The 20,957-nt window shown below is 48.5% G+C and carries 21 protein-coding genes and 1 rRNA gene; 7 read left to right on the top strand and 15 right to left on the bottom strand.

Going from position 1 to position 20,957, the window contains the following annotated elements; all coding sequences use genetic code 11:
• Positions 1–3 precede the first annotated feature (3 nt).
• Positions 4–1,014, bottom strand: a complete 1,011-nt coding sequence (locus tag RBK99_RS09215; RefSeq protein ID WP_317504312.1) for a hypothetical protein — start codon at positions 1,012–1,014, stop codon at positions 4–6.
• A gap of 229 nt (positions 1,015–1,243) precedes the next feature.
• Between RBK99_RS09215 and RBK99_RS09210 the strand changes: the two genes are divergently transcribed.
• Positions 1,244–1,717 (top strand): Hsp20 family protein, encoded by a 474-nt coding sequence (locus tag RBK99_RS09210; protein ID WP_199494850.1) that lies wholly within the window; start codon positions 1,244–1,246, stop codon positions 1,715–1,717.
• A gap of 27 nt (positions 1,718–1,744) precedes the next feature.
• Here the strand turns inward: RBK99_RS09210 and RBK99_RS09205 are convergent, their stop codons facing one another.
• Genes RBK99_RS09205 through recQ form a run of 3 tightly spaced genes read right to left on the bottom strand, consistent with a single transcriptional unit; the run spans position 1,745 to position 6,647 of the window.
• Positions 1,745–4,540 carry an EAL domain-containing protein gene (locus RBK99_RS09205; protein ID WP_317504311.1) on the bottom strand — a complete coding sequence of 932 codons (2,796 nt, stop codon included), beginning with the start codon at positions 4,538–4,540 and terminating at the stop codon, positions 1,745–1,747.
• Positions 4,533–4,793 (bottom strand): DUF3630 family protein, encoded by a 261-nt coding sequence (locus RBK99_RS09200; RefSeq protein ID WP_317504310.1) that lies wholly within the window; start codon positions 4,791–4,793, stop codon positions 4,533–4,535. Before RBK99_RS09200 ends, RBK99_RS09205 begins: the two co-directional genes overlap by 8 nt.
• 9 nt (positions 4,794–4,802) lie before the next feature.
• Positions 4,803–6,647 carry a DNA helicase RecQ gene (gene recQ, locus RBK99_RS09195; protein WP_317504309.1) on the bottom strand — a complete coding sequence of 615 codons (1,845 nt, stop codon included), beginning with the start codon at positions 6,645–6,647 and terminating at the stop codon, positions 4,803–4,805.
• A gap of 60 nt (positions 6,648–6,707) precedes the next feature.
• Here recQ and RBK99_RS09190 point away from each other — a divergent pair, with 60 nt between their 5' ends.
• Both RBK99_RS09190 and rarD read left to right on the top strand, forming a co-directional pair.
• On the top strand, positions 6,708–7,172 hold the full coding sequence (locus RBK99_RS09190) for a thioesterase family protein (protein WP_411161975.1): 465 nt from the start codon (positions 6,708–6,710) through the stop codon (positions 7,170–7,172).
• Between the two features lie 27 nt (positions 7,173–7,199).
• The gene (rarD, locus tag RBK99_RS09185) at positions 7,200–8,135 is read left to right on the top strand and encodes an EamA family transporter RarD (RefSeq protein ID WP_317504307.1); all 936 of its coding nucleotides are present in this window, start codon (positions 7,200–7,202) and stop codon (positions 8,133–8,135) included.
• Here rarD and RBK99_RS09180 read toward each other — a convergent pair.
• The 8 genes from RBK99_RS09180 to lptM form a co-directional block, all read right to left on the bottom strand.
• Entirely contained in the window at positions 8,112–8,534 is a 423-nt protein-coding gene (locus tag RBK99_RS09180) for an OsmC family protein (RefSeq protein WP_317504306.1), read from the bottom strand. The two genes, rarD and RBK99_RS09180, sit on opposite strands and share 24 nt — an antisense overlap.
• 75 nt (positions 8,535–8,609) lie before the next feature.
• Complete coding sequence (uvrD, locus tag RBK99_RS09175; RefSeq protein WP_317504305.1) at positions 8,610–10,781, bottom strand: DNA helicase II; 2,172 nt, start codon at positions 10,779–10,781, stop codon at positions 8,610–8,612.
• Between the two features lie 98 nt (positions 10,782–10,879).
• On the bottom strand, positions 10,880–11,590 hold the full coding sequence (locus RBK99_RS09170) for an HAD-IA family hydrolase (protein ID WP_317504304.1): 711 nt from the start codon (positions 11,588–11,590) through the stop codon (positions 10,880–10,882).
• A 27-nt stretch (positions 11,591–11,617) separates the two neighbouring features.
• The gene (locus tag RBK99_RS09165) at positions 11,618–12,520 is read right to left on the bottom strand and encodes a tyrosine recombinase XerC (RefSeq protein WP_317504303.1); all 903 of its coding nucleotides are present in this window, start codon (positions 12,518–12,520) and stop codon (positions 11,618–11,620) included.
• Positions 12,507–13,202, bottom strand: a complete 696-nt coding sequence (locus RBK99_RS09160) for a DUF484 family protein (protein WP_317504302.1) — start codon at positions 13,200–13,202, stop codon at positions 12,507–12,509. Before RBK99_RS09160 ends, RBK99_RS09165 begins: the two co-directional genes overlap by 14 nt.
• Entirely contained in the window at positions 13,199–14,026 is an 828-nt protein-coding gene (gene dapF, locus RBK99_RS09155; protein WP_317504301.1) for a diaminopimelate epimerase, read from the bottom strand. Before dapF ends, RBK99_RS09160 begins: the two co-directional genes overlap by 4 nt.
• A 2-nt stretch (positions 14,027–14,028) precedes the next feature.
• Positions 14,029–15,291, bottom strand: a complete 1,263-nt coding sequence (lysA, locus tag RBK99_RS09150; protein ID WP_317504300.1) for a diaminopimelate decarboxylase — start codon at positions 15,289–15,291, stop codon at positions 14,029–14,031.
• Positions 15,288–15,434 carry an LPS translocon maturation chaperone LptM gene (lptM, locus tag RBK99_RS09145; protein ID WP_317504299.1) on the bottom strand — a complete coding sequence of 49 codons (147 nt, stop codon included), beginning with the start codon at positions 15,432–15,434 and terminating at the stop codon, positions 15,288–15,290. The genes lysA and lptM overlap by 4 nt, the downstream gene beginning before the upstream one ends.
• 92 nt (positions 15,435–15,526) lie before the next feature.
• Here lptM and hemC point away from each other — a divergent pair, with 92 nt between their 5' ends.
• The 4 genes from hemC to RBK99_RS09125 are packed head-to-tail and all read left to right on the top strand — an operon-like array spanning position 15,527 to position 19,484.
• Positions 15,527–16,468 (top strand): hydroxymethylbilane synthase, encoded by a 942-nt coding sequence (gene hemC, locus RBK99_RS09140; protein WP_317504298.1) that lies wholly within the window; start codon positions 15,527–15,529, stop codon positions 16,466–16,468.
• Positions 16,443–17,204 (top strand): uroporphyrinogen-III synthase, encoded by a 762-nt coding sequence (locus RBK99_RS09135; protein ID WP_317504297.1) that lies wholly within the window; start codon positions 16,443–16,445, stop codon positions 17,202–17,204. The genes hemC and RBK99_RS09135 overlap by 26 nt, the downstream gene beginning before the upstream one ends.
• Positions 17,197–18,324 (top strand): uroporphyrinogen-III C-methyltransferase, encoded by a 1,128-nt coding sequence (locus RBK99_RS09130; protein WP_317504296.1) that lies wholly within the window; start codon positions 17,197–17,199, stop codon positions 18,322–18,324. The genes RBK99_RS09135 and RBK99_RS09130 overlap by 8 nt, the downstream gene beginning before the upstream one ends.
• Positions 18,321–19,484 carry a heme biosynthesis HemY N-terminal domain-containing protein gene (locus RBK99_RS09125; RefSeq protein WP_317504295.1) on the top strand — a complete coding sequence of 388 codons (1,164 nt, stop codon included), beginning with the start codon at positions 18,321–18,323 and terminating at the stop codon, positions 19,482–19,484. The genes RBK99_RS09130 and RBK99_RS09125 overlap by 4 nt, the downstream gene beginning before the upstream one ends.
• 17 nt (positions 19,485–19,501) lie before the next feature.
• On the opposite strand, the gene RBK99_RS09120 is transcribed toward RBK99_RS09125, so the two are convergent.
• From RBK99_RS09120 to rrf, 3 genes are all read right to left on the bottom strand, one after another.
• Positions 19,502–20,083, bottom strand: coding sequence for a YceI family protein (locus RBK99_RS09120; protein ID WP_317504294.1), 582 nt, complete (start codon positions 20,081–20,083; stop codon positions 19,502–19,504).
• A 2-nt stretch (positions 20,084–20,085) separates the two neighbouring features.
• Positions 20,086–20,634, bottom strand: coding sequence for a cytochrome b (locus RBK99_RS09115; RefSeq protein WP_317504293.1), 549 nt, complete (start codon positions 20,632–20,634; stop codon positions 20,086–20,088).
• Between the two features lie 219 nt (positions 20,635–20,853).
• Positions 20,854–20,957: ribosomal RNA gene (gene rrf / locus RBK99_RS09110) — 5S ribosomal RNA — on the bottom strand; the annotation flags it as partial.

Below are 20,957 nucleotides of genomic sequence, written 5' to 3'. Positions count from 1 at the left end.
CCGTTAAAACCGGTCTAACCAAAAATCCCGGGCAGCCAATAATTCCCTGACAACCGGATAACCCCGCGCGGTCACATACCAAAGCTCTTGCTCTTGCTCACGCTCTATCAAACCTCGCTGCTTCAGCACCTGCAATTGAATTTCAAGCTGACTGGCAGAAACTATCGGCAACACCTGAACTAAATGCGCTTTACTCAAGCCTTTATGGAGCAATAAGGCATAACAAACAAAAGCCGTCGCATCACTAATATCTGAAGGGAGAACCGGTGTTTCGAAGGCCTGTTCACTGTCGCGTTGATACCGGTCAGAATACGCAGCGGCAACACCGGCATTACCACGACTGAGCGCGGCTAACGCACGTAAACGCCCGTCTCCTCGCGCCAACCCGAGCTTCTGCAGCGCGTCCTGATCCAGTGCTTGTAAGGTCCATAACTGATTCACCGGCACTGGCCACACTTTTTCCAGAAAAGCCCAGGCCCAACTGTCACAAACAATGATTCCTTTGCCCGCGTCACCCGACAACACCTGCGAAAAAAACTCGCGAACCCACCGTAAACCATTAGTTTGACGAAGAAAGCCATGTGCTAATTGAGGCATGATCCAGGGGCTGGATATATTCCCTTTCGGCGGAAATTCTGGCAAAGAAGCCGTATTAGGATCACTAAGCAAAGCCCTGTCGGGTAAACTCAATTCTGTTATTTGCTGTTTTTCCACCCACTTTTGGACCGCTTCAGTAACCCCTGAGTGTGGCGGCGCAATAATCCAACGCAAGCTGTTATCTTTATCGTCGTGCAGCCAGTCAGCAAAACACTCATCCAGCGCTTCTGCTGCTTCATCAAAGCTCAGCTCCAGTGCCTGAGACTGCTCTTCTTCGGCTTCTTGTTCATCATCAGGCGTTACCCAGCCAATAAATTTTTGCCACCACTTTTTAATCTTAATGGTGGTAGGGATAGCGGGCTTTTCATAATCATCAACCGTGACCCATTGCCACGTTTTTATTGGCTCTTCGGCCATCCAGAGCTTCCTTTTCACGGATAAAATGAATCATTGCTTAGCATCGATAATAGAGTGCCTTGCGCCAGAGTCCAATGAAAAATTTGCATACACACTCTTGAAACTCATTTTTGCAGTGCACATATAGAAGTTAAGGCCGGTGTCTCTGAGAGAGCCGCCTTAAACCGACACATGGTGTGTCACTTGTTTATTACAATTAACGTTATTGCTTCTTAGGAGAATGACTATTATGGCAACTATCGACTTAAGCCCTCTTTATCGTAGCAGTGTAGGTTTTGACCGCATGGCATCTTTGCTGGATTCGGCACTACGCTCAGATACTGGTGCAACCGGATACCCTCCCTACAACATTGAACTGGTAGCAGAAAACCAGTACGCCATTACACTGGCGGTTGCAGGTTTTGAAGAGGATGATCTGGAAATTGAAGTAGAGAACGGCGTGCTTCGTGTGACCGGCAAAAAAGCCGAAGAAAACGAAAAACGTGAGTATCTACACCGCGGCATTGCAAACCGTGCCTTCGAACGTAAGTTCAGTCTGGCTGAACACATTGAAGTCACAGGCGCAGCCTTAAAGAACGGTCTGCTAACGGTCGGCCTGGTGAAGAACATTCCTGAAGCCATGAAACCGAAGCGCATTAACATTGGCAGCTCGACAAAAGACCTGCTGGAAGACCGCTCTAAAAGTAAGGAAAATGCGGCTTAAACTTAAGCACTGGATGAGGGGCGGCAATTAGCCGCCCTGTTTTCCCTCACGTTGCCACTCTACTGGGTGCCCACAGACGAACCCCTGGACATAGTCTACACCCAGCTGAGTGAGCTTAATACGCGCTTCATCACTCTCGACACCCACCGCGCACACTTCAATATTAAGAACCTTGGCAATACGCACACAACTGGCAACCAGTTCAGCGTCAACGGCATCCACCAACATGTCCTGCACCCAAAAGCGGTTAACTTTAATTTGCGTTAGTGGTAACTGCCGCATTAAGCGGAATGAGTTGAAGCCAGTACCAAACTGATCTAACGCTGTGCCAATACCCAGCTCACGAAGCTCTTTAAACAAACGATAAGTTTCATCAAAATATTTATCGGCATCGGGCTCTGCTACTTCAAACACCAACTGTTGTGGTTGCAACACAGACTGTTTAAGAATTTGCTCTATAAACCGAATAAAGTCGACATCTTCCAGGCTTTGTGAAGACAGATTAATGTGACAACGCCAGGTTCGATTCGCCTCAAACGGTTGCTCGTTAAAGTGCTCAACCACTTCTCTTACTAACCAGCGATCCGCCTTACCCATTACCCCCGCTCTTAACGCCGAGCGTAAAAATTGCTGTGGTGCAATGGCCTCATCATTCTCGGTCCCGGGAAGCCTTAACAGAAGTTCAAAGCAATGTTTATCTTCATTCTTTGACGCACTGATAATTGGCTGAGAAAACAGTTGCCAGTCTTCTTCCCGTAATGCTTTTTTCAAACGGGTTTCCCATTCAGCTTCCGCCTGGCCAACCAACCGCTTCTGATCAGCATCACTGTACGAGTGGACTCGGTAATCGCCCTGTTGCATCGCCAACTGCACGGCTTCGCGTGCCTGCCGCATAAGAGTGCTTGCCGAAAGTGCGTCTGCAATACTGTAGGAAATGCCCGCATGGCCGGTCAGCTGGAAAATACGTTTGTCACTGCTAAAACGAAATTCTCTACAAAACTGAAGTAACCGGTGGGCCTGCGCAAAGGTTGCCTGTTCATCTTCGCGGCTTAACAGCGCTATTTCGGTTTCACTTATTCGGGCAACCCGGGCATTTTTCGGCGCTTTCTGCTGCAGCGATAGTGTCAGCTGCAGTATCGCCTGATCCCGACCATCAGAACCGGCTTGATCAGCTATAATCTGCAAACCGGTTAAGCGGATAATGATGACACTGGTGGTTGCTTTCTGATCGAGTCGGCTTTGCAGTAACCGTCTAAATTCACGGACGTTAAGCAAGCCGGTTACCGCGTCGTGATGCGCCAGAAAATTAAGATGAACTTCCGCCTCCATGCGCTTGGTCACATCTGCAATACGCCCGGTATTGTCACCGAACAACTCGATATCAAGCCATATTTTTCTGCCATCCAAACGTTCAATAGAAACGAGCTGACGCTGTCCTTCTATATTAAACCCTTTTGGCCAATGAGACTGAATTTGTTCAATAGAGTGGGCCGCCAGAATTTTTATCATTTGGCGGTTAACTTGTTTGATACTACCGTCCGGATTAACTCTGAACCAACCCTCTCCCGTACGTTTAAGCAACCGCCACAGACGCCGCCTCAATACTTTGCGGTTACGCTTTAAGTTACTGATACGTTTCACCAGACGACTAAAGCGATAGCGCTCCAGGGCCAATAAAAACATGGTGATGACCAGAGTCAGCCCGCTGTATAACAGCAGTCCGGACAACCCTTCCCAGATAGGATTGTAACGAGGCGATATCAACAGCCAGGCGGATATGACCGTCAATACCATCAATGCCGTTTGCCATTTTCGCTCATTTACTGGTCGCTTTTGCACGCTCCGTACAACGACTACTCCGCCCCAAAGCAACAGCGCATTAATCTGCAAAGAAATCGTCGCCAGTCGCCAGGGTTCAGAGAGCCAAGGCAGCAAGATGGCCAGTGCTATCGCTATCATCATTACGGAATAGCCTATTCGGTTAAATCGTGACAATTTGAAACGAAACCGCGACCACTCCCAAATAAACCAACTGAGTGAAACGATAAGGAATTGACTAATATAAACTTGCAAACCGGCAGCGACATCCGGTGAGTAAGGCGTAAAGTACGTTATCCAAATACCACTGTGCAGTAGCAGCTTAAGCGTAAAAGACAGGGTCAGGGTGCCAAAGGAAATGAGCAGCCGACTCCCAAACAAACGCGCGGAGACAGCCGCTGCCAGCGCTAACAATATCAAGATGCCGGCATTAACACCTAGTGCGGTTTGTTGTTGCTGAAGCCGCAGTTGTAAATCTCCCGGTTGCCACAGGCTAATAGTCGGCATTTGCTCTGGCCACTGTTGCACCGAGACGGCCAGCCAGACTATCTGGTTAGCCGGTAGAGTAACGGGTAGAACTTGCTCATGGGACAAATAAGGGCGCTGTAATAAGGGCGTAGAAAATTGAGTTATTTGACGGCTCTCAACTTGGCCGTTTTTATCGAGTAAGTATGCGCCAACTTGCGTTAAGTAAGGGTCGCTAAACTTTAAATGGAACGTGAGAGGCTCATTACTGCGATTAAACAGAGGTACGAGACCCCAAACGTTAGGACGCTCGCCTGCGTAACTGTGCTCCTGAAGCAGTTCCGAGTTCAACCATCGCTGCGGCTCATTAATTGCGATTTTCTCAACGGGTAACTCCGTATTCACAACCCGGTAACTGAAATGCTCGTTTAATGATAAACGAGAGGTTTGTGGGGACAGCGTCAGAGGCTCCTGAGCCTGCGCTGGCTGCATAATGCCTAAAACAATAAGTAGTATCCCGGTAAACCAATACTTAAACATAGCCATGCTCCGCTAGGCGCGCCTCTACCTCAGGCTCTGGCTGTTCCAATGCCTGTAACCAGACGGCGTCACAAATTTCGGAGTAAAACAAAAGCCAGTGGTGCTGATTTAAGCTTAAGCGCCAACAAAACTGGTCGGCCGCCTGTTCTTTTTCGCGGACAGTAGCACCAATACGCTCACAAAGTTCCTTAACCCAAAGCTCAAGCTCTGCTTCCGGTGGCGTACTTTTTAACGTAATGATGTTGTCTTCCATTGCTATTTCTTACCCGTTAAATAATTGTCGCTCACTGGCTCCGGACAAAAAACCTTCCACAGCCTGTATAAACTCATTGCCATAACGTGCCAGTTTCACTTCACCAACACCATTGATTTCTAACATATCTTTGGCTGTTGTTGGATAGTGTACACACATTTCAACTAAGGCTGCATCACTAAAGACAACGAACGGCGGTACCTGATCCCGGTCAGCAATGTCTTTACGTAACTTACGTAAACGCCGGAATAGAATCTTATTATAGTCACCGCGATCGGTAATACGGGTTTTGGTTGCCGTTAACTCGATACGGGGCTTGGCCAGTTCCAATGGCACTTCGCCTTTTAAGACAGGGCGCGCAGCGTCGGTCAGCTGGAGTGCTGCAAAACGTCGAATGTCCTGCAAAATAAGGCCTCGATGTATTAGCTGACGTAATACCGAAAACCAGTGCTCTTGTGTTTCCGATTTACCCAGCCCATAGGTGCTCAACTGGTCGTGTCCCAGCTCTACAACTCGCTGCGCCTTTGAACCCCGTAAAACCTCGACCACATGGTTAATACCAAACTGTTGACCTACCCGATACACGCAGCTCAGCGCCTTTTGTGCGTCTTCGAGACCATCGTAGCGCTGAGGCGGATCCAGACACAGGTCACAGTTGCCGCATTCTTTATCGGAGTATTCATTGAAATAGTTCAAGACCACCAGACGACGACAGGTCTGAGCTTCAGCCATGGCCTGCATAGCGGAAAACTTTTGCGCTTCAACCAGACGACGCTGTTCGTTTTCTTGATCTTCTATCATCCGCCGTATCCACTGAGCGTCGCGCGGGTCGTAAAGCATGAGCGCTTCTGCTGGCAAACCGTCACGACCGGCACGCCCCGTTTCCTGATAGTAAGACTCGACACTGCGGGGGATATCAAAGTGAATCACAAAGCGAATGTTGGGCTTATTAATCCCCATACCAAAAGCGACAGTAGCCACCACCACATCAATGTCGTCGCGAAGAAATTGCCGCAAGGTGCTTTCTTTTATCTGATGTTCAATACCGGCGTGGTAGGGCGCAGCGCGCACTCCTGCTTGCTGCAGACTTTCTGAAAGCTCTTCGGTTTTTTTTCGGCTACCACAGTAAATAATACCGGCAGCGCCTTTTTGTTTTTTTACGTAGTCCCGAACCTGCTTTAACGGTTTGTACTTTTCCTGCACCACATAACGAATATTCGGTCGGTCAAAGGAGCTTCGGTGCACTAAAGGGTCGCGCAGGCCTAAACGTTCAATAATGTCGTGCTGGGTCGCGGAGTCTGCAGTCGCGGTTAATGCCATAAAGGAGACATTTGGCAAGTAGTTACGCAGCAGCCCAAGTTTTCCGTACTCAGGGCGAAAATCATGGCCCCACTGACTAATACAATGCGCTTCGTCAACGGCTATAAAGTTAAGCTGAAGTGACTGTAGGCGCTCAATAAAAGACGGCTGCAGAACACGCTCGGGGCTGACGTACAAGAGTTTAATCTCGCCGCTTTGCAGACCCTGCATGGTTGCCATGGATTCTTGTGGTGACACGCCTGAATGCAGGGTTGCCGCCGAAATATCCAGCGCCTTAAGCGCCTCGACCTGATCTTGCATTAGCGACAACAGCGGTGAAATCACCAAAGTAAGCCCGTCGCCACAAAGCGCCGGTAACTGATAACAAAGCGATTTCCCACCACCCGTTGGCATCAGTACCAGCGTGTCGCGCCCCTGCATAGCAGCCTGCATAATATCCTGCTGACCATCGCGAAAATGATGATAGCCAAAAGTGGACTCAAGCTGCTGTTGAAGCGGATCAAATTGTGTTTTTTCGGCGGTACTGCTCTGCATGGTTATATTGACTTCCCGAGTAACATGCTCTTATTGTAAGCGTCCTGTTCGCTAATCACCATGCCGAAAATGAATACACAAACAATACTGACAAAAGTTTCCGAATTTATGAACACTCAAGTTCCGTTTCAGGCCCTGCTAGGCCTTGAGATTACGGAATTTAATCCGGCTCGCGGTGAAATTCGATTTAAATGGCAAGACCAGCTAATGGGTAATGTGCCACAGCGCATGTTGCATGGCGGAGTGACGGCTACAGCACTGGATACCGCTGGAGGCTTAGTGGCTATTGCGGGCATGGTTGACCGACTTGAGTCTCCCACAGAACCTTATTTAATGGAGCGCCTGAGCCGATGTGGTACCATTGACCTTCGGGTTGATTATCTCCGTCCTGGACGTGGCACCGAATTTATTGCCAGCGCCACCATTATCCGCTCAGGTAACAAAGTGGCGGTAGCACGGATGGAATTACATAACGAAGAAGGCACGCACATAGCGTTCGGTACCGGGACTTACCTGGTTGGTTAGCGCAGATTAAAAAAGGATTCCAGAAACATGTCCGATGACGCTGTTCGGGCCCGGCAAGGCGTTTTTTTCGCACTTGCTGCCTATACCTTTTGGGGCATTGCACCGGTTTATTTCAAATTGGTGAAGCAAGTGCCTGCACTTGAAATACTTTCCCACCGAATTATCTGGGCATTCTTGATGGTGTTTGTACTTATCGTTGCCATGAAACGCCTGGATCGCATTCGCCCAATTTTAAAAAGCCGCAAGCTTGTGCTGCGTTTAACGTTAGCGACCTGCCTGTTGGGGGGGAACTGGTTTTTGTTTATCTGGGCAGTAAACAGTAATCATATGCTGGACGCGAGTCTGGGCTACTATATTAATCCGCTACTGAATGTGGCCATTGGTATGGTCTTCTTTGCCGAACGCATGCGTCGTTTACAGCTGGTTGCCATAGGCATGGCGGTGGTCGGCGTTGCCATTCAGGTCATTACTTTTGGCTCGGTACCTTGGGTTGCGCTGGCTTTAGCGTCCAGCTTTGCCATTTACGGTGCCATTCGCAAACGTCTGCCGGTTGATTCCATCAGCGGACTATGGCTTGAAACCGCCATTTTACTCCCGGTCATGCTCATTTACTTGTTTGGTTTTGCTGAATCGGCCAGCAGCGATTTAACCGCGAATCCGTGGACACTCAACCTGCTGTTGGTTGCAGCCGGTCTGGTCACCACTATTCCATTGCTGTGCTTTACCGCAGCAGCACAACGCCTGCGCTATGCCACGCTGGGATTTTTCCAGTACATTGCGCCCACATTAATGTTTGCTTTGGCTGTGGTGGTTTACGGTGAGCCTTTGGAAGAAAGTAAGTTAGTGACTTTTATTATTATCTGGAGTGCGCTGGCACTGTACAGTTTCGACTCTATATTACAGCGCCAGCGTGATCGTAAAGCGAAGAAGCGACTAGCTTCAGCTGAGGCTGGCATCCATTGAGATGTCAGCGTTTAGTACTTTGCTGACAGGACAACCTTCTTTCGCTTTTTCTGCCAGTTTCTGGAATGTGCTGTCATCTATATCCGGAATACTGGCTTTAACCGTTAAATGAATTTTAGCAATGCTGAAGCCATCGCCATCTTCTTCTAACGACACATCAGCTTTGGCGTCGATACTGTCAGGCTCATAACCAGACTCACCCAACATCAGCGAAAACGCCATGGCATAACAGCCTGCGTGCGCTGCACCCAGAAGCTCTTCGGGGTTAGTGCCTTTGCCTTCTTCAAAACGGCTTTTAAACGAGTACTGGGTGCTGTCTAAAACACCACTTTGCGTTGAAACAACGCCTGAACCTTCTTTAATACTTCCTTTCCACTGTGCATTAGCAGAGCGTTTCATAAAATGCCTCCGACATTGTATGTATGTACCTTTAACATAGTCGAAGATAGCGGTTTTTGATCACCTCTTTACACTTTAGAAAACCGGATCGAGGCGAGCATATGAAACAACCAGCCACTTACTGCCAACGTTATCGAAATTAATTTGAATTCTTGACTGCGGTCCAGTGCCTTCATAGTTCAGTACCGTACCTTCGCCAAACTTAGGGTGACGCACACGCTGCCCGAGTGAGTAGCCGGTTTGCTCGAAGCTCTCGTGGCTGGCGGCATTATTAAATCGGCTGTAACTACTGGGCTTTTCAACCTTAGTTTGCAAGCGCACTTCGTGCAGGGTATCTGCCGGGATTTCGCTGATAAAGCGACTGATTTTATGAAATAGTTCCTGGCCATAAATACGCCGCTGCTCAGCGTAGGTAAGCACTAACTTTTGCATTGCCCGAGTCATGCCCACATAACAAAGCCGGCGCTCTTCTTCCAGCCTTCCGGGTTCATCCATAGATTGCTGAGACGGAAACAGACCTTCTTCTACCCCGGTCATAAACACCAACGGAAACTCAAGACCCTTGGCGCTGTGCAGGGTCATTAGCTGTACCGCATCCTGGTATTCATCGGCCTGTTCTTCGCCCGCTTCCAGCGCCGCGTGTGCCAAAAAGGCATTCATCGGCGTCATGTCTTCTTCGGCATCATCTAAGGTAAAGTTTTCGCAGGCAGTCACCAATTCTTTTAAGTTCTCGACCCGAGTTTCTGCTTTTTCACCCTTTTCCGCTTCATACATTGCCATCAAGCCACTTTTTTTGATGACTTCATCACTCAGGCGACCTAGTGAGAACTCTTCGGTTTCATCATCTAGCGCTTCAATAAAGTCGATAAAAGCACCAACGGCGTTACGGGCACGGCCGGCCAGCTGCTTTTCGTTGACCATATATTTTGATGCCTGCCATAAAGACTCGCTGCGTTCGCGAGCGGCCTGGCGGATCATATCCAACGTGCGGTTACCAATGCCCCGGGTGGGGGTGTTGATGACTCGCTCAATAGCAGCGTCGTCGTCACGGTTACCGAGAACACGAAGATAAGCCAGAGCGTCTTTAATTTCCTGCCGGTCAAAAAATCGCAGGCCGCCGTAAATACGATAGGGTATACGGGCGTGCAGTAAAGCTTCCTCTAAAATCCGGGATTGAGCGTTACTTCGATACAAAAGAGCCGCATCTTGTAGCGATCCACCTTGATCTCGCCACTCTTCAATGCGACCGACTATATAACGCGCTTCATCCATTTCATTAAAACCAGCATACAGGCTGATGGGTTCGCCTTCGTTACCGTCCGTCCATAAGTCTTTACCCAGGCGTCCCGAATTGTTTGAAATAACCGAATTAGCCGCGCGCAAAATAGTACTGGTTGAACGGTAATTTTGCTCCAGCCTAATGGTCTCTGCACCTTCAAAATCGGATAAAAACTGATGAATGTTCTCGACTTTAGCGCCACGCCAACCGTAAATGGACTGATCGTCGTCACCGACGATGGTTACGCTGTTTTGCTCACCGGCTAACAACCGAACCCAGGCGTACTGAATGGAGTTGGTGTCCTGAAACTCATCGACCAAAATATGGCGGAAGCGGTTTTGATAGTGTTCTCTGACAACACGGTTGTTACGCAGTAATTCGTGCGCACGCAGCAATAACTCTGCAAAATCGACGAGCCCGGCGCGGTCACAACTCTCCTGATACAGGGTGTAAATTTCTTTTAGCGTCTGCTCTGTGGGGTCGTACGTTTCGATGTGTTGCGGACGCAGGCCTTCATCTTTTTTGCCGTTGATGTACCACTGCGCTTGTTTTGCCGGCCACCGCTTGTCATCCAAGTTTAAGCTTTTAATTAGGCGCTTGATAAGTCGTTGCTGGTCATCGCTGTCGAGAATTTGAAAGTTCTGCGGTAGACCAACATCCATGTAATGGGCCCGCAGCAAGCGATGCGCAAGCCCATGGAAGGTGCCAATCCACATACCACGAACCGAGCTGCCAACCAGTTGTTCGACGCGCCCGCGCATTTCAGCGGCGGCTTTATTGGTAAAGGTAACCGCCAGCACACTAAAAGGAGAGTACTGTCGCTCCTGAATAAGCCAGGCAATACGATGCACTAACACACGGGTTTTACCACTACCGGCCCCCGCCAGAACCAGCATATGACCGTCCGTTGCAGACACGGCTTGCTGCTGTCGTTCATTTAAATCTGCCAGAAGCGGGTGTGTACTCATCTGCGGTCACCTAACTCATTTATTGGGAACGGTATTGTGTTATTGCGCCAGTGTAATAGCGCATCACTGTATAAGCAACCAGTAGTTGTTCGTGAACGTCAGTCCAGCAGTAACTGTTGTAGCTGATAAAGATTATGCAGGGTGACTGTTGGCAATACCGACAGGTGTTTTGGCGTTCCCAGCCCGGAGGTTAACCAGGCGGACTGCCAACCATGACGTTGCGCACCAAGAATATCGGAATAGGGGTGATCACCTACGTGTAAAAACTCATACGGCTGAACCTCTGGCAGGTTCCTCTGAGCGGCTGCAAACATGTCCGGGAGCGGTTTACCACGCATGCCGTCACCGGGCTGAATCACTTGGTCGAAGTACGTCGCCAGACCTATTTTATCGGCATCTACATTGCCGTTACTGAGTGCTATCAATTGATAATGCTGGGACAAGGCCTCCAACAGTTGAAAGCTGTCTTGTGGTACCTGAAAGTTACTACGCTCGGCTAAGAACACGTCCATGATGGTACCCGCTGCTTTTGACGCGTCCCCAATGCCAAATTGTTTTAAGCCGAGCTCCAGCGTCTTCAGCCTTAACTTAGTCATGTCACTGGCAAGGGTCTGATCGGTACGGCTGACCTCGTCGCGAAAGCGCCGCCAGTGGTACATATCCCACTCTGCGGTTTGCGGAAACTGCTCAGCGATGTAGTTATGCACAACCTCTTCCGTGCGCTGCATAACGGGCACGTTGTCATATAAGGTGTCGTCTAAATCAAAACTGATAACTTTGGGTACATGCCAGCGGCGATGGAACTGCATAACAATGTTGCTCCTAATTGATTAAACTTAGGTCGATTTTTTTCGGGCGCGGGGATGAGCACTGTCATAAACACTGGCCAGGCGCTTGAAATCCAAATGTGTATACACCTGAGTTGTGGATAAGTTTGCGTGACCCAGCATTTCTTGGACTGCCCGCAAGTCACCACTGGATTCCAGCATATGAGACGCAAACGAATGGCGTAATTTATGCGGATGCAAGTCACCCACCACGCCTTGCTGCTTCCCCCAGTAATTTAGCCGCTGTTGCACCGTGCGAGGACTGATACGTTGCAGCCGCTTACTCACAAACAATGCCAGCTCAGGCTTTTCATTAAGCCATGCCTGACGTACCGACAACCATTTCTTTAAGGCTTTTTCAGCACAACGGCCAAACGGCACAATTCGGGTTTTGCTGCCCTTACCCGTGACTCTTAACTGCATCATACGGTGATCAATGTCATCCCGATCAAGACTGACAAGTTCCGCCAGACGAATACCACTGGCATACAGCAGTTCCATCATTGCCGCATCGCGAATAGCCAGATCATCATCTGTGGGTAAATCCAGCAAGTGAGAAATACTGTCCACATCGAGGTTTTTCGGTAAGCGTTTGGGGATTTTTGGTGCCGACACCGACATAGCGGGGTTATCGTCCATAGCGTTGGATTCCACCATGAACTGGCAAAAGGTGCGCCACGCCGACAATTTTAACGCAATACTGCGTTCACCCAGTCCGTTGCGGCGCCAGCCAACCAACAGGCGCTCAATAACAGGTACACGCAGTGCTTTTGGTTCCGTTATTTTTTGCTGTTCAAGAGCTGTTAGGTCAGCCGCAATAAGACGCTGATAGTTCTTTAGCGTCAGCTCCGCCAGACCCCGCTCTCCCTGCAGCTGTTGCATCCATTTTTGCTGCCAGTCATGCAGCGTCATGACTTTTCAGTAACCCCGGTAGCAATGCACTTAACAGGGCTTGTAGTTGGTTGATCAGCAATTTATCCATAGCAGGCTCAAAGTGACTGGCGTTCGTATTACCAACCGCCAGCATACCCAGTTCGCCATTATTACCCAGCAACAGCAAAGCCACTGAGGCAATCTCTTCATCCTGAAACAACAGTTTATGTTCCTGCTCAGTTAAACGACCCAGATAAATAGAGCTTTCATTAAAACGCTTGCTCAGTAATTTTTTATGAGTGTCGGAGGTAAAGCTGTATTGCTCGTCGAGCTCTACCGGACTGTCAAAAAACTTCAGCGATAACGCAGGCATTTCCAGCTCATTTTCAAAGGTGTTTTCCAGCTCGGCTAATACCTGAGTCAGGCTTTGGCAACGCAGCAGCCGAACGTACAAGTTGCTGTAAGCCTCGAATATGGCTTCGTTGCGCCGGGCGTTGATCATCAGCTCAGTAATTTCTTCTTCCAGTTGCTGCACTCGCAAACGCAGTTTTTGTTGCTGACGCTCAATTAATGACACCGCCCCTTTTTCACTGTGCTGAAACTGCAGTTGGCCCAGCAAGTCATCATTTCGGGTGAAAAAGTCCGGGTTTTCTTGTAAGTATTCTCTTATTAGGCTGTCATCTAACCGCTCATTTGCCATCACTTTCGATTCGCTACTCATAACACCATTTGTCCATCGTAAACTAATTCCGCAGGGCCGCTCATTTTCACTGGCTGCCCCTGTTGCCAGCGAATAATTAAATCGCCGCCCGGCAAGCTGACTTTAACCCGCTCGTTCAGTAACCCTTGTTGAATACCCGCTACCGCAGCGGCGCAAGCACCACTGCCACACGCCATGGTTTCACCCACACCGCGTTCAAACACGCGCAGTTTAATTTCATCGGCCGAGATTTTCTGCATAAAACCCACATTCACACTTTCCGGAAAGCGCTCGTGGGCCGCGAGATCAGCCCCAAGCGTTGCTACGGGCGCTGTATCGACATTATCGACGGCAATAACACAATGCGGATTGCCGAGCCCCAGAACACCGCACAAAACGGTTTCATCTTTTACTCGTAAAACGTAGGTTTGTTCCGCTTTCTGCGCTTTAAAAGGTACGGCAGCCGGCTCGAATAAGGGCTCGCCCATGTCGACTGTGACTTGTCCGTCTTTTTCTAAATGCAGAACCATTTTGCCCGCTTTAGTACTGACCTTAAGATGGTTTTTGTTGCTTAATCCCTTCGCTTTTACAAACTTTGCGAAACAACGCGCACCATTGCCACATTGCGCCACTTCACTGCCATCAGCATTAAAAATGCGGTAATGAAAGTCTAAATCGGGGTCATACGGCGGCTCAACTAACAGCATTTGGTCAAAGCCAATACCGGTATGTCTGTCAGCCCAGCGACGTATTTGATCCGGGTTAACGTATAAGTTCTGGGTGACGTTATCCACCACCATGAAATCATTGCCGAGCCCGTGCATTTTCGAAAAATGTAATAACATTTTTATTTGCCTTCCTGCTGTAACAAGTGCTCGCCACGAACGAGATCATAAAAGCTCTCACGCTCGCGTATCAGTGTAGCATTTTCACCAGAGACCAAAACCTCGGGCGGGCGGCCACGACTGTTGTAATTTGACGCCATACTAAAGCCATAAGCACCGGCATGTTTAACTGCCAATACATCGCCTTGCTTCACATTCAAATGTCGGGCATGCCCAAAAAAGTCGCCGGTTTCACACACCGGTCCTACCACATCATTGAGTTGATCGCCGCCGCGTTGTTCTTCATTGGAGGGCAGAATATCGTGCCACGCCTGATACAAAGACGGACGCAGTAAGTCGTTCATACCCGCATCGACGAGCACAAAATTCTTATCCTCTGACGGTTTAATGTATTCGACCGTCGTCAGCAAAACGCCTGCATCGGCGGTGATGGAGCGCCCCGGCTCAAGTAGCAAGGTAATTTGAGGATAGTCTTCGGCCAATTTCACCAGCTCTTTTAAATAAAACGATTTATCGAGCGGCTCTTCTGGCTGATACGCCACACCAAAACCGCCGCCTAAATCAAGGTGCGTCAGATTAATACCGTCTTCTTCCAACTCTGAAACCAGATTAAACATTCTCTGGGCGGCATCAAGGAATGGCTCCGAGGTCATTATTTGCGAGCCAATGTGGCAGTCGGCGCCTATCAGATTAATATTAGGCAACACCTGTGCCCGCTGAAACACCGGTTTGGCTAACGCCATGCTAATGCCAAACTTGTTAGCTTTCATTCCCGTGGCGATGTAGGGGTGCGTTTTTGCGTCGACATCCGGGTTGACCCGTAATGAGACTGGCGCTTGCTTGTCCATAGCCGCGGCAATGTCCTGAATACGTTCAAGCTCCGCTTCAGACTCTACATTAAAACAGCCAATTCCCGCTTCCAGCGCCATAATAATTTCGTCTTTTGACTTAGCCACACCGGAAAAAACAACATCCTGCGCTTTTCCGCCAGCCATCAATACACGCTGTAACTCGCCACCCGAGACAATGTCAAAACCGGCACCGTGCTCTGCCAGTAATTGCAAAATAGCCAGGTTACTGTTGGCTTTTACCGCATAACAAAGTTTATGAGGCGCCGGCCAGTACTGCTGAAACTCGCGCCAGTTTTTTAAGATCTGACCTTTTGAGTAGACATACAGGGGTGAACTAAAGCGCTCGATAAGACTTTCGGCGTCGCAGTTTTCGATATGAAAGCGGCCATTTTTATAGTCAATTAATTCGCTCATTTGGTGTCTTCCGCTGGTGGCTCTGCCGGTGTATTTTGCTCTGGCAGCGGCTGAGGAGTCAGTGGTCCTTTCTGACCACAACCAACTAAAATCATTAAAATGGCTGATAGCACCAGCGTCTTGATTACAATTCGACTAAACATCGCTAAACTATAGGTATTCCGTTTGGGTTTCTCTGCTGCCTATCATCGCACCAGATACCTAAAAAGTCATTAATCGTCGTAAAGGAAAACGAATGACCCAACGCGTTAGAATTGCAACTCGCAAAAGCAAGCTGGCTTTATGGCAGGCTGAACACATTCAACAACGCCTTGAACAACTGCATCCGGGACTTTCAGTGGAGCTGGTTCCTATGTCCACCAAAGGGGATGTCATTCTGGATACACCGCTGGCCAAGATAGGCGGTAAAGGTCTTTTCGTAAAAGAGCTGGAAGTAGCCATGCTGGAAGGGCGTGCCGATATCGCCGTACACAGCATGAAAGACTTACCGGTTGAGTTCCCGCCGGGGCTGGAGTTGCACACCATTTGTGAACGTGAAGATCCACGCGATGCTTTCGTATCGAACAATTACAAGAATCTGAGCGAACTGCCGGAAGGGGCCGTTGTCGGCACCTGCAGTTTGCGTCGTCGCTGTCAGGTTAAAGAGCAGTTTCCTCATTTAGTCATCAAAGACTTACGCGGTAATGTGCAGACTCGATTACGAAAATTAGATGATGGTGAATTTGACGCCATTATACTGGCCGCCTCGGGATTAATTCGTCTGGAACTCGGTGACCGAATCACTTCTTTTATTCCGGTCGAACAATCCTTACCGGCCAACGGTCAGGGCGCGCTGGGTATTGAATGCCGCAGCGATGACGAAGAAATGAAAACCTTACTGGCACCGTTACAGTGTGAAGAGACCCGCATCAGGGTATTGGCTGAGCGTGCGATGAACCGCGGGCTTGATGGCGGTTGTCAGGTTCCTATTGGTGCCTATGCCGAGTTGGAAGGCAATGAAGTTTATTTGCGCGGCTTAGTGGGTGAGCCTGACGGCGGCAAAGTTCTGCGTGATGAAGTGCGCGGTCCTGTGTCTGACGCTGAAAAACTAGGCTCTGAACTTGCCGACAGACTGCTCAAACAGGGCGCGGCCGAAATTCTGAGTGCTGTTTATGACAATGAATCCAACCACGCCTAAAGCGGTTTTACTCTTGCGTCCGGGGAGTGCCCCGGATGCCTTTACGCGGCAGCTAAAGCAGGCCGGTAGAGAGTACTTTGTCCACAGTTTCATTGAGATTGAGCCGTTAACTGTGAATAAAGAACAACTGAGACGGCTTAAACAACAGCATTGGGATGGCATTGTTATTGTCAGTAGAAACGCAGCTCACTACGCGGCTAAGGCTGGTTTTACGGGTATTCCTTCCAGGTATTATGCCGTGGGTCCGGGCACAGCCTCTTTTGCTGCCAGGCACCTTAACACGCCGGTGAGTTGCCCGGCCTTTATGCATCAGTCCGAAGGGCTGCTGGAATTATCCGAACTGCAAAAACTGCACGATCAAAACTGGTTAATTATCCGCGGTGAAGGCGGTCGGGAATTATTGGCTGATGCGTTACGTGCGCGCGGCGCTTCGGTTGATTACTGGGAAGTCTATCGGCGAAAACAGCTCACAATGAACAATCCGGAACTGATCCAGCAGTGGATAAAATCGGTTGGTACCATTGTGGTTACCAGTGCGGAACAACTTGGGTATTTTTTGTCCTCGATGCCACACTCTGCACAGACATGGTTAGATAACTGCCAATGGATAGTGCCGAGTCATCGCCTGAAAGGTTTGATTCCTTTCGGACAATCAGACAATATCAAGGTAACAGGCAGCGCAGCGGACGCCATATTAATGAATGCGCTAATAGCGGATGGAAAAACTCATGACTGAAGAGAATAAAGTAGAGAATGAAGCGTTGCAAAACAGTGAACAAGGCAACGAACAATCGGCAACGGACGAAACCGTAACAGCCGAAAAAAGTAGTGGTCGCTTCTTCAAACGCTTGGTTTGGTTGGCTGTTTTGATCATTATTGTAATTGCCGCTTACTTCGGCTACACCCGTTTTCCTGCCTTATTTGATTTTGGCTCCGAGCAAACTATTGAGCAGCCCAAGGAAAACCCGGTTGAAACCCGCTTTAATCAACTGGAGCGCTCAGTTGCAAACTTAGAACAGCAACTGCAAAACACCGTTCGCGCCAGGGAACTGAATAAGTTGAGCAACACCGATCAACAGCTGCAGAGCGAAATAGAACGTTTACGTCAGCGCATTGAGGACTTACGCAGTGACCTGCAGAAGACCCCAGCAGAAAAAGCCGCCTACTGGCGTCTACTGGAAGTAAAACAAACAATCTCGGCAGCCGCGCGAGTAATGTGGAGCCAGGATAACTTTAAAACGGCGTTACAACTTTTGAAACTGGCTGATCAACAACTAGCCGGTATCGACAGCCGCGACGCTATTCGTACCCGTGAAAAGCTAGCAGGTGATATCGAGCGAGTTAACGCTATCGTCAAAGCAGACAATACAAACCTTGCTCTTAAATTAGTTGGGCTACAGCAGCGAGTCGCTGATTTGCCGGATAAAGTGAATAGCGAGCAGCAACGGCTCAGCTCCGAAACGCAAAATGTCAGTGAGGATGTAACCGACTGGCAAACGAACCTCAATGCGAACTGGCAGTCATTTCTTGATAACTTTATCCGTATTCAGCCAGTGGAAAGTGACCCGGAACCCTTGTTGAGTGGGATTCAGCGGGCGGCGATCAATGAGCGTATTCAGCTTGTTTTCACTCTGGCTCAGCAGGCTGCAGTAAAGAATAATGAAGCGTTATGGCAACGCTACCTACAACAGCTTCCAGGCCTGATTCTACAAGTGAAAGGCGATAAACCAGCCACGCAGGATGTTATTTCTCGCATTAAGACCCTAAGCCAGGAAGATGTTAAACAACAACGTATAGAGCAGCTTGAATCGCTGGACTTCATTGCTCAAGCAATTGAGCAGGGAGAGGCGTCATGAGATGGATCATCGCGCTGGTTGTTATCGTTATACTAGGCGCCATTATCGGCCCTATGGCTTCAGGTAATGCAGGCTATGTTTTAGTTCAGTTTGCCGGTGTCGCAATTGAAACCACCGTTGTAGGTCTCATTGTCGTCGCCATTGTGACTGCCACCTTACTCACCGTTATTGTTTCATTACTGCGTCGATTACTGAGCAAAACCCGTCAGGGCAGAAAATGGCTTGCTAATCGCAGCGAACGTAAAGCCCAGACTATTTTTCAGCAGGGCATCCGTGAGTTGCTAAATGACGAACCGCAAAAAGCCGCTGAAAGCTTTTCCAAGGCCTATAAGAAGTCACCCGATAAGAACACAGCGGCATTGACAACACTGGCATGCTGTCTCAATAAAGACGCTGGTAAAGCAACCTTCTGGCAGGACGAGGCGGGAACGTTTTATGAAGATGCGGATACGTTGCTACAATTGGTTGTTATTGAACAACAAGTTAAAACCGATCCCTCGCAAGCCGACAAGACGATACAAAGCCTATTAACCAGCAAACCACATTCAGCCAATGCTCTTAAATTAGCCTACAGAGTGTTTAAGGCATCAGGTAACTGGCAGCAACTGAAAGAGCTATTACCCGAATTGCGTCAGGTCACTGACTTGCCGCCAGCTGAATTTGAACGCCTCGAGTATCAGGTCTATTTTGAACGCTTTGTCGCAGAAGGTCGCAGAAGTAACGAGATCCTATACAACGAATGGCGTAGCCTTTCCAGTAAACTCCGTTCTGATTCGACCATTCGCTTAAGTTATGCGGCCGCCCTGAAGCATTTAGGTGATCACGAGCCATCAGCCAGAGTTATTTTAAAAGGTCTTAGACGAGGGGACTTACAACCCTCAGCGGTAAATTCTTTGCATTTATTTAATGCGAAATCGGAGAAATTACTAGAGTTTGTCCAGGCTCAACTAAAACAAAATCCGCAAGACAGAGATTATCTTTATGCGTTAGCACAAATTGCGATGGACAATCAGGATTTTTCTTTAGCTCAGCGTGCACTGAAAAAATTAACTGAGATTGAGCCAAGTAGTCGTGTTTATCGGTTATTAGGGGATGCGTATCATGCGCTTGGTGACAGCCAGTTAGCTGCTAACGCCTACAAAGAGGCGTTAGCTCACTAACAATAAAGTGTTGTCGTTTATTGACGTATACCTTCAACTGACAGTGTCATGTGCACTTCTTCGGCGGTAGGGCCTAAGTTATAGTCGATACCATAATCGGCTAAAGTTAGGTCAACCTCGCCTGCAAAACCGCGACGGAAACCGCCCCAAGGATCTTTCCCTGCGCCCACATGCTCAACATCAAGAGCAATTTCTTTAGTTACTCCGTTAAGAGTGAATTCGCCATACATAGTACCTTCGCCTTCGTTGTTTTCGTCTGGCACGTACTTGGTACTCTTAAACATTGCTTTAGGATGCTCTGAAACATTCAGGAAGTCTTCACCGCGCAAATGTTTGTCACGTTCCGCATGATTTGTATCAATGCTGGAGGTATCTATTGTGACATTAACAGAAGCGTTCTCTGGTGCACTTTCGTCGTAATTAAAAGAACCTTCGAAGTCATTAAAACGACCATACAGCCAGCTGTAGCCTAAATGGCTGATTTTGAATTCGATAAAGGCATGTTGCCCTTCGGTATCAATTTTATACTCTTCAGCCATGACAGCCGAAGTAAATAATGTACTGCCCGCTAACGCGGCTGCAATTAATGTCTTTTTCATCATCATTTCCTTTTAGTTTTTCCAAATATTCGAACTAGAGTACTGTCTTTATTTAAGTAGTGGTGCTTCAGTGAAGCTAGTGCATGCCCTCCGGCCAAAATCACTAATGCTAATGCTGAATACCAATGTACTGTGCCCGCAATCTCAGCCTGATCGGGTAAATCGCTAATAACAGCCGGCACTGAGAACCAGTCAAATACGCTGACAGAACTTCCGTCTGCTGTCGATATCAAAAAGCCGCTAATCATTACCGTAAATAGCAGTAAATAGAGTAATAGATGGCCTGTTTTAGCACCTATCTGTTCAAACTTACTGCCTAAAGGTTTAGGTTTAGTATTCGCTAAAGTCCAGAACACTCGCAAAGTCGTTACAATAAGTAACGTGATACCAAACGACTTATGCCACCACGGACCCAACCGATACCACTCATCGTAGTAGGTGAGGGTGAGCATCCACCAGCCTAATGCAAAAAGGCCGAATACCACTAGAGCTGAGAACCAGTGAATGAGTATTGTTACTAGCCCATATTTTTCAGAAGTGTTCTGCCACATAGATAGATTCCTCGGTGTATAAGCCTATATTAGTTCATATTTATAGAATGAAAATATGTAATATTAGGATATTAATTTCTAATAATTAGAATGGAATGGGGTTCATAGCCTGATGTTCACATCAGATAGGGGGAGGGGCATTGAGTCAGCCTGCCGGGAGGTTAACCGACAGGCATAAAAAAACCCCGGCGCGTTAGCACCGGGGTCGTTTTATTTGTAGTCTGGCGGTGACCTACTCTCGCATGAGGAAACCCCACACTACCATCGGCGCTGGTGTGTTTCACTTCTGAGTTCGGAATGGATTCAGGTGGTGCCACACCGCT

The organism is Idiomarina solivarensis, assembly GCF_033052755.1.
Taxonomy (GTDB): domain Bacteria; phylum Pseudomonadota; class Gammaproteobacteria; order Enterobacterales; family Alteromonadaceae; genus Idiomarina.
This window is presented reverse-complemented; position numbering and strand designations above follow the sequence as displayed.

What these genes read in the sequence shown, in the direction of transcription:
- RBK99_RS09205 (WP_317504311.1), bottom strand. Translation starts at nt 4,540, where the DNA reads ATGTTTAAGTATTGGTTTACCGGGATACTACTTATTGTTTTAGGCATT.
- hemC (WP_317504298.1), top strand. Translation starts at nt 15,527, where the DNA reads ATGACCCAACGCGTTAGAATTGCAACTCGCAAAAGCAAGCTGGCTTTA.
- RBK99_RS09200 (WP_317504310.1), bottom strand. Translation starts at nt 4,793, where the DNA reads ATGGAAGACAACATCATTACGTTAAAAAGTACGCCACCGGAAGCAGAG.
- RBK99_RS09210 (WP_199494850.1), top strand. Translation starts at nt 1,244, where the DNA reads ATGGCAACTATCGACTTAAGCCCTCTTTATCGTAGCAGTGTAGGTTTT.
- uvrD (WP_317504305.1), bottom strand. Translation starts at nt 10,781, where the DNA reads ATGAGTACACACCCGCTTCTGGCAGATTTAAATGAACGACAGCAGCAA.
- RBK99_RS09160 (WP_317504302.1), bottom strand. Translation starts at nt 13,202, where the DNA reads ATGAGTAGCGAATCGAAAGTGATGGCAAATGAGCGGTTAGATGACAGC.
- RBK99_RS09180 (WP_317504306.1), bottom strand. Translation starts at nt 8,534, where the DNA reads ATGAAACGCTCTGCTAATGCACAGTGGAAAGGAAGTATTAAAGAAGGT.
- RBK99_RS09215 (WP_317504312.1), bottom strand. Translation starts at nt 1,014, where the DNA reads ATGGCCGAAGAGCCAATAAAAACGTGGCAATGGGTCACGGTTGATGAT.
- RBK99_RS09190 (WP_411161975.1), top strand. Translation starts at nt 6,708, where the DNA reads ATGCCGAAAATGAATACACAAACAATACTGACAAAAGTTTCCGAATTT.
- lysA (WP_317504300.1), bottom strand. Translation starts at nt 15,291, where the DNA reads ATGAGCGAATTAATTGACTATAAAAATGGCCGCTTTCATATCGAAAAC.
- RBK99_RS09125 (WP_317504295.1), top strand. Translation starts at nt 18,321, where the DNA reads ATGAGATGGATCATCGCGCTGGTTGTTATCGTTATACTAGGCGCCATT.
- RBK99_RS09130 (WP_317504296.1), top strand. Translation starts at nt 17,197, where the DNA reads ATGACTGAAGAGAATAAAGTAGAGAATGAAGCGTTGCAAAACAGTGAA.
- RBK99_RS09120 (WP_317504294.1), bottom strand. Translation starts at nt 20,083, where the DNA reads ATGAAAAAGACATTAATTGCAGCCGCGTTAGCGGGCAGTACATTATTT.
- rarD (WP_317504307.1), top strand. Translation starts at nt 7,200, where the DNA reads ATGTCCGATGACGCTGTTCGGGCCCGGCAAGGCGTTTTTTTCGCACTT.
- RBK99_RS09165 (WP_317504303.1), bottom strand. Translation starts at nt 12,520, where the DNA reads ATGACGCTGCATGACTGGCAGCAAAAATGGATGCAACAGCTGCAGGGA.
- RBK99_RS09135 (WP_317504297.1), top strand. Translation starts at nt 16,443, where the DNA reads ATGACAATGAATCCAACCACGCCTAAAGCGGTTTTACTCTTGCGTCCG.
- recQ (WP_317504309.1), bottom strand. Translation starts at nt 6,647, where the DNA reads ATGCAGAGCAGTACCGCCGAAAAAACACAATTTGATCCGCTTCAACAG.
- RBK99_RS09115 (WP_317504293.1), bottom strand. Translation starts at nt 20,634, where the DNA reads ATGTGGCAGAACACTTCTGAAAAATATGGGCTAGTAACAATACTCATT.
- lptM (WP_317504299.1), bottom strand. Translation starts at nt 15,434, where the DNA reads ATGTTTAGTCGAATTGTAATCAAGACGCTGGTGCTATCAGCCATTTTA.
- dapF (WP_317504301.1), bottom strand. Translation starts at nt 14,026, where the DNA reads ATGTTATTACATTTTTCGAAAATGCACGGGCTCGGCAATGATTTCATG.
- RBK99_RS09170 (WP_317504304.1), bottom strand. Translation starts at nt 11,590, where the DNA reads ATGCAGTTCCATCGCCGCTGGCATGTACCCAAAGTTATCAGTTTTGAT.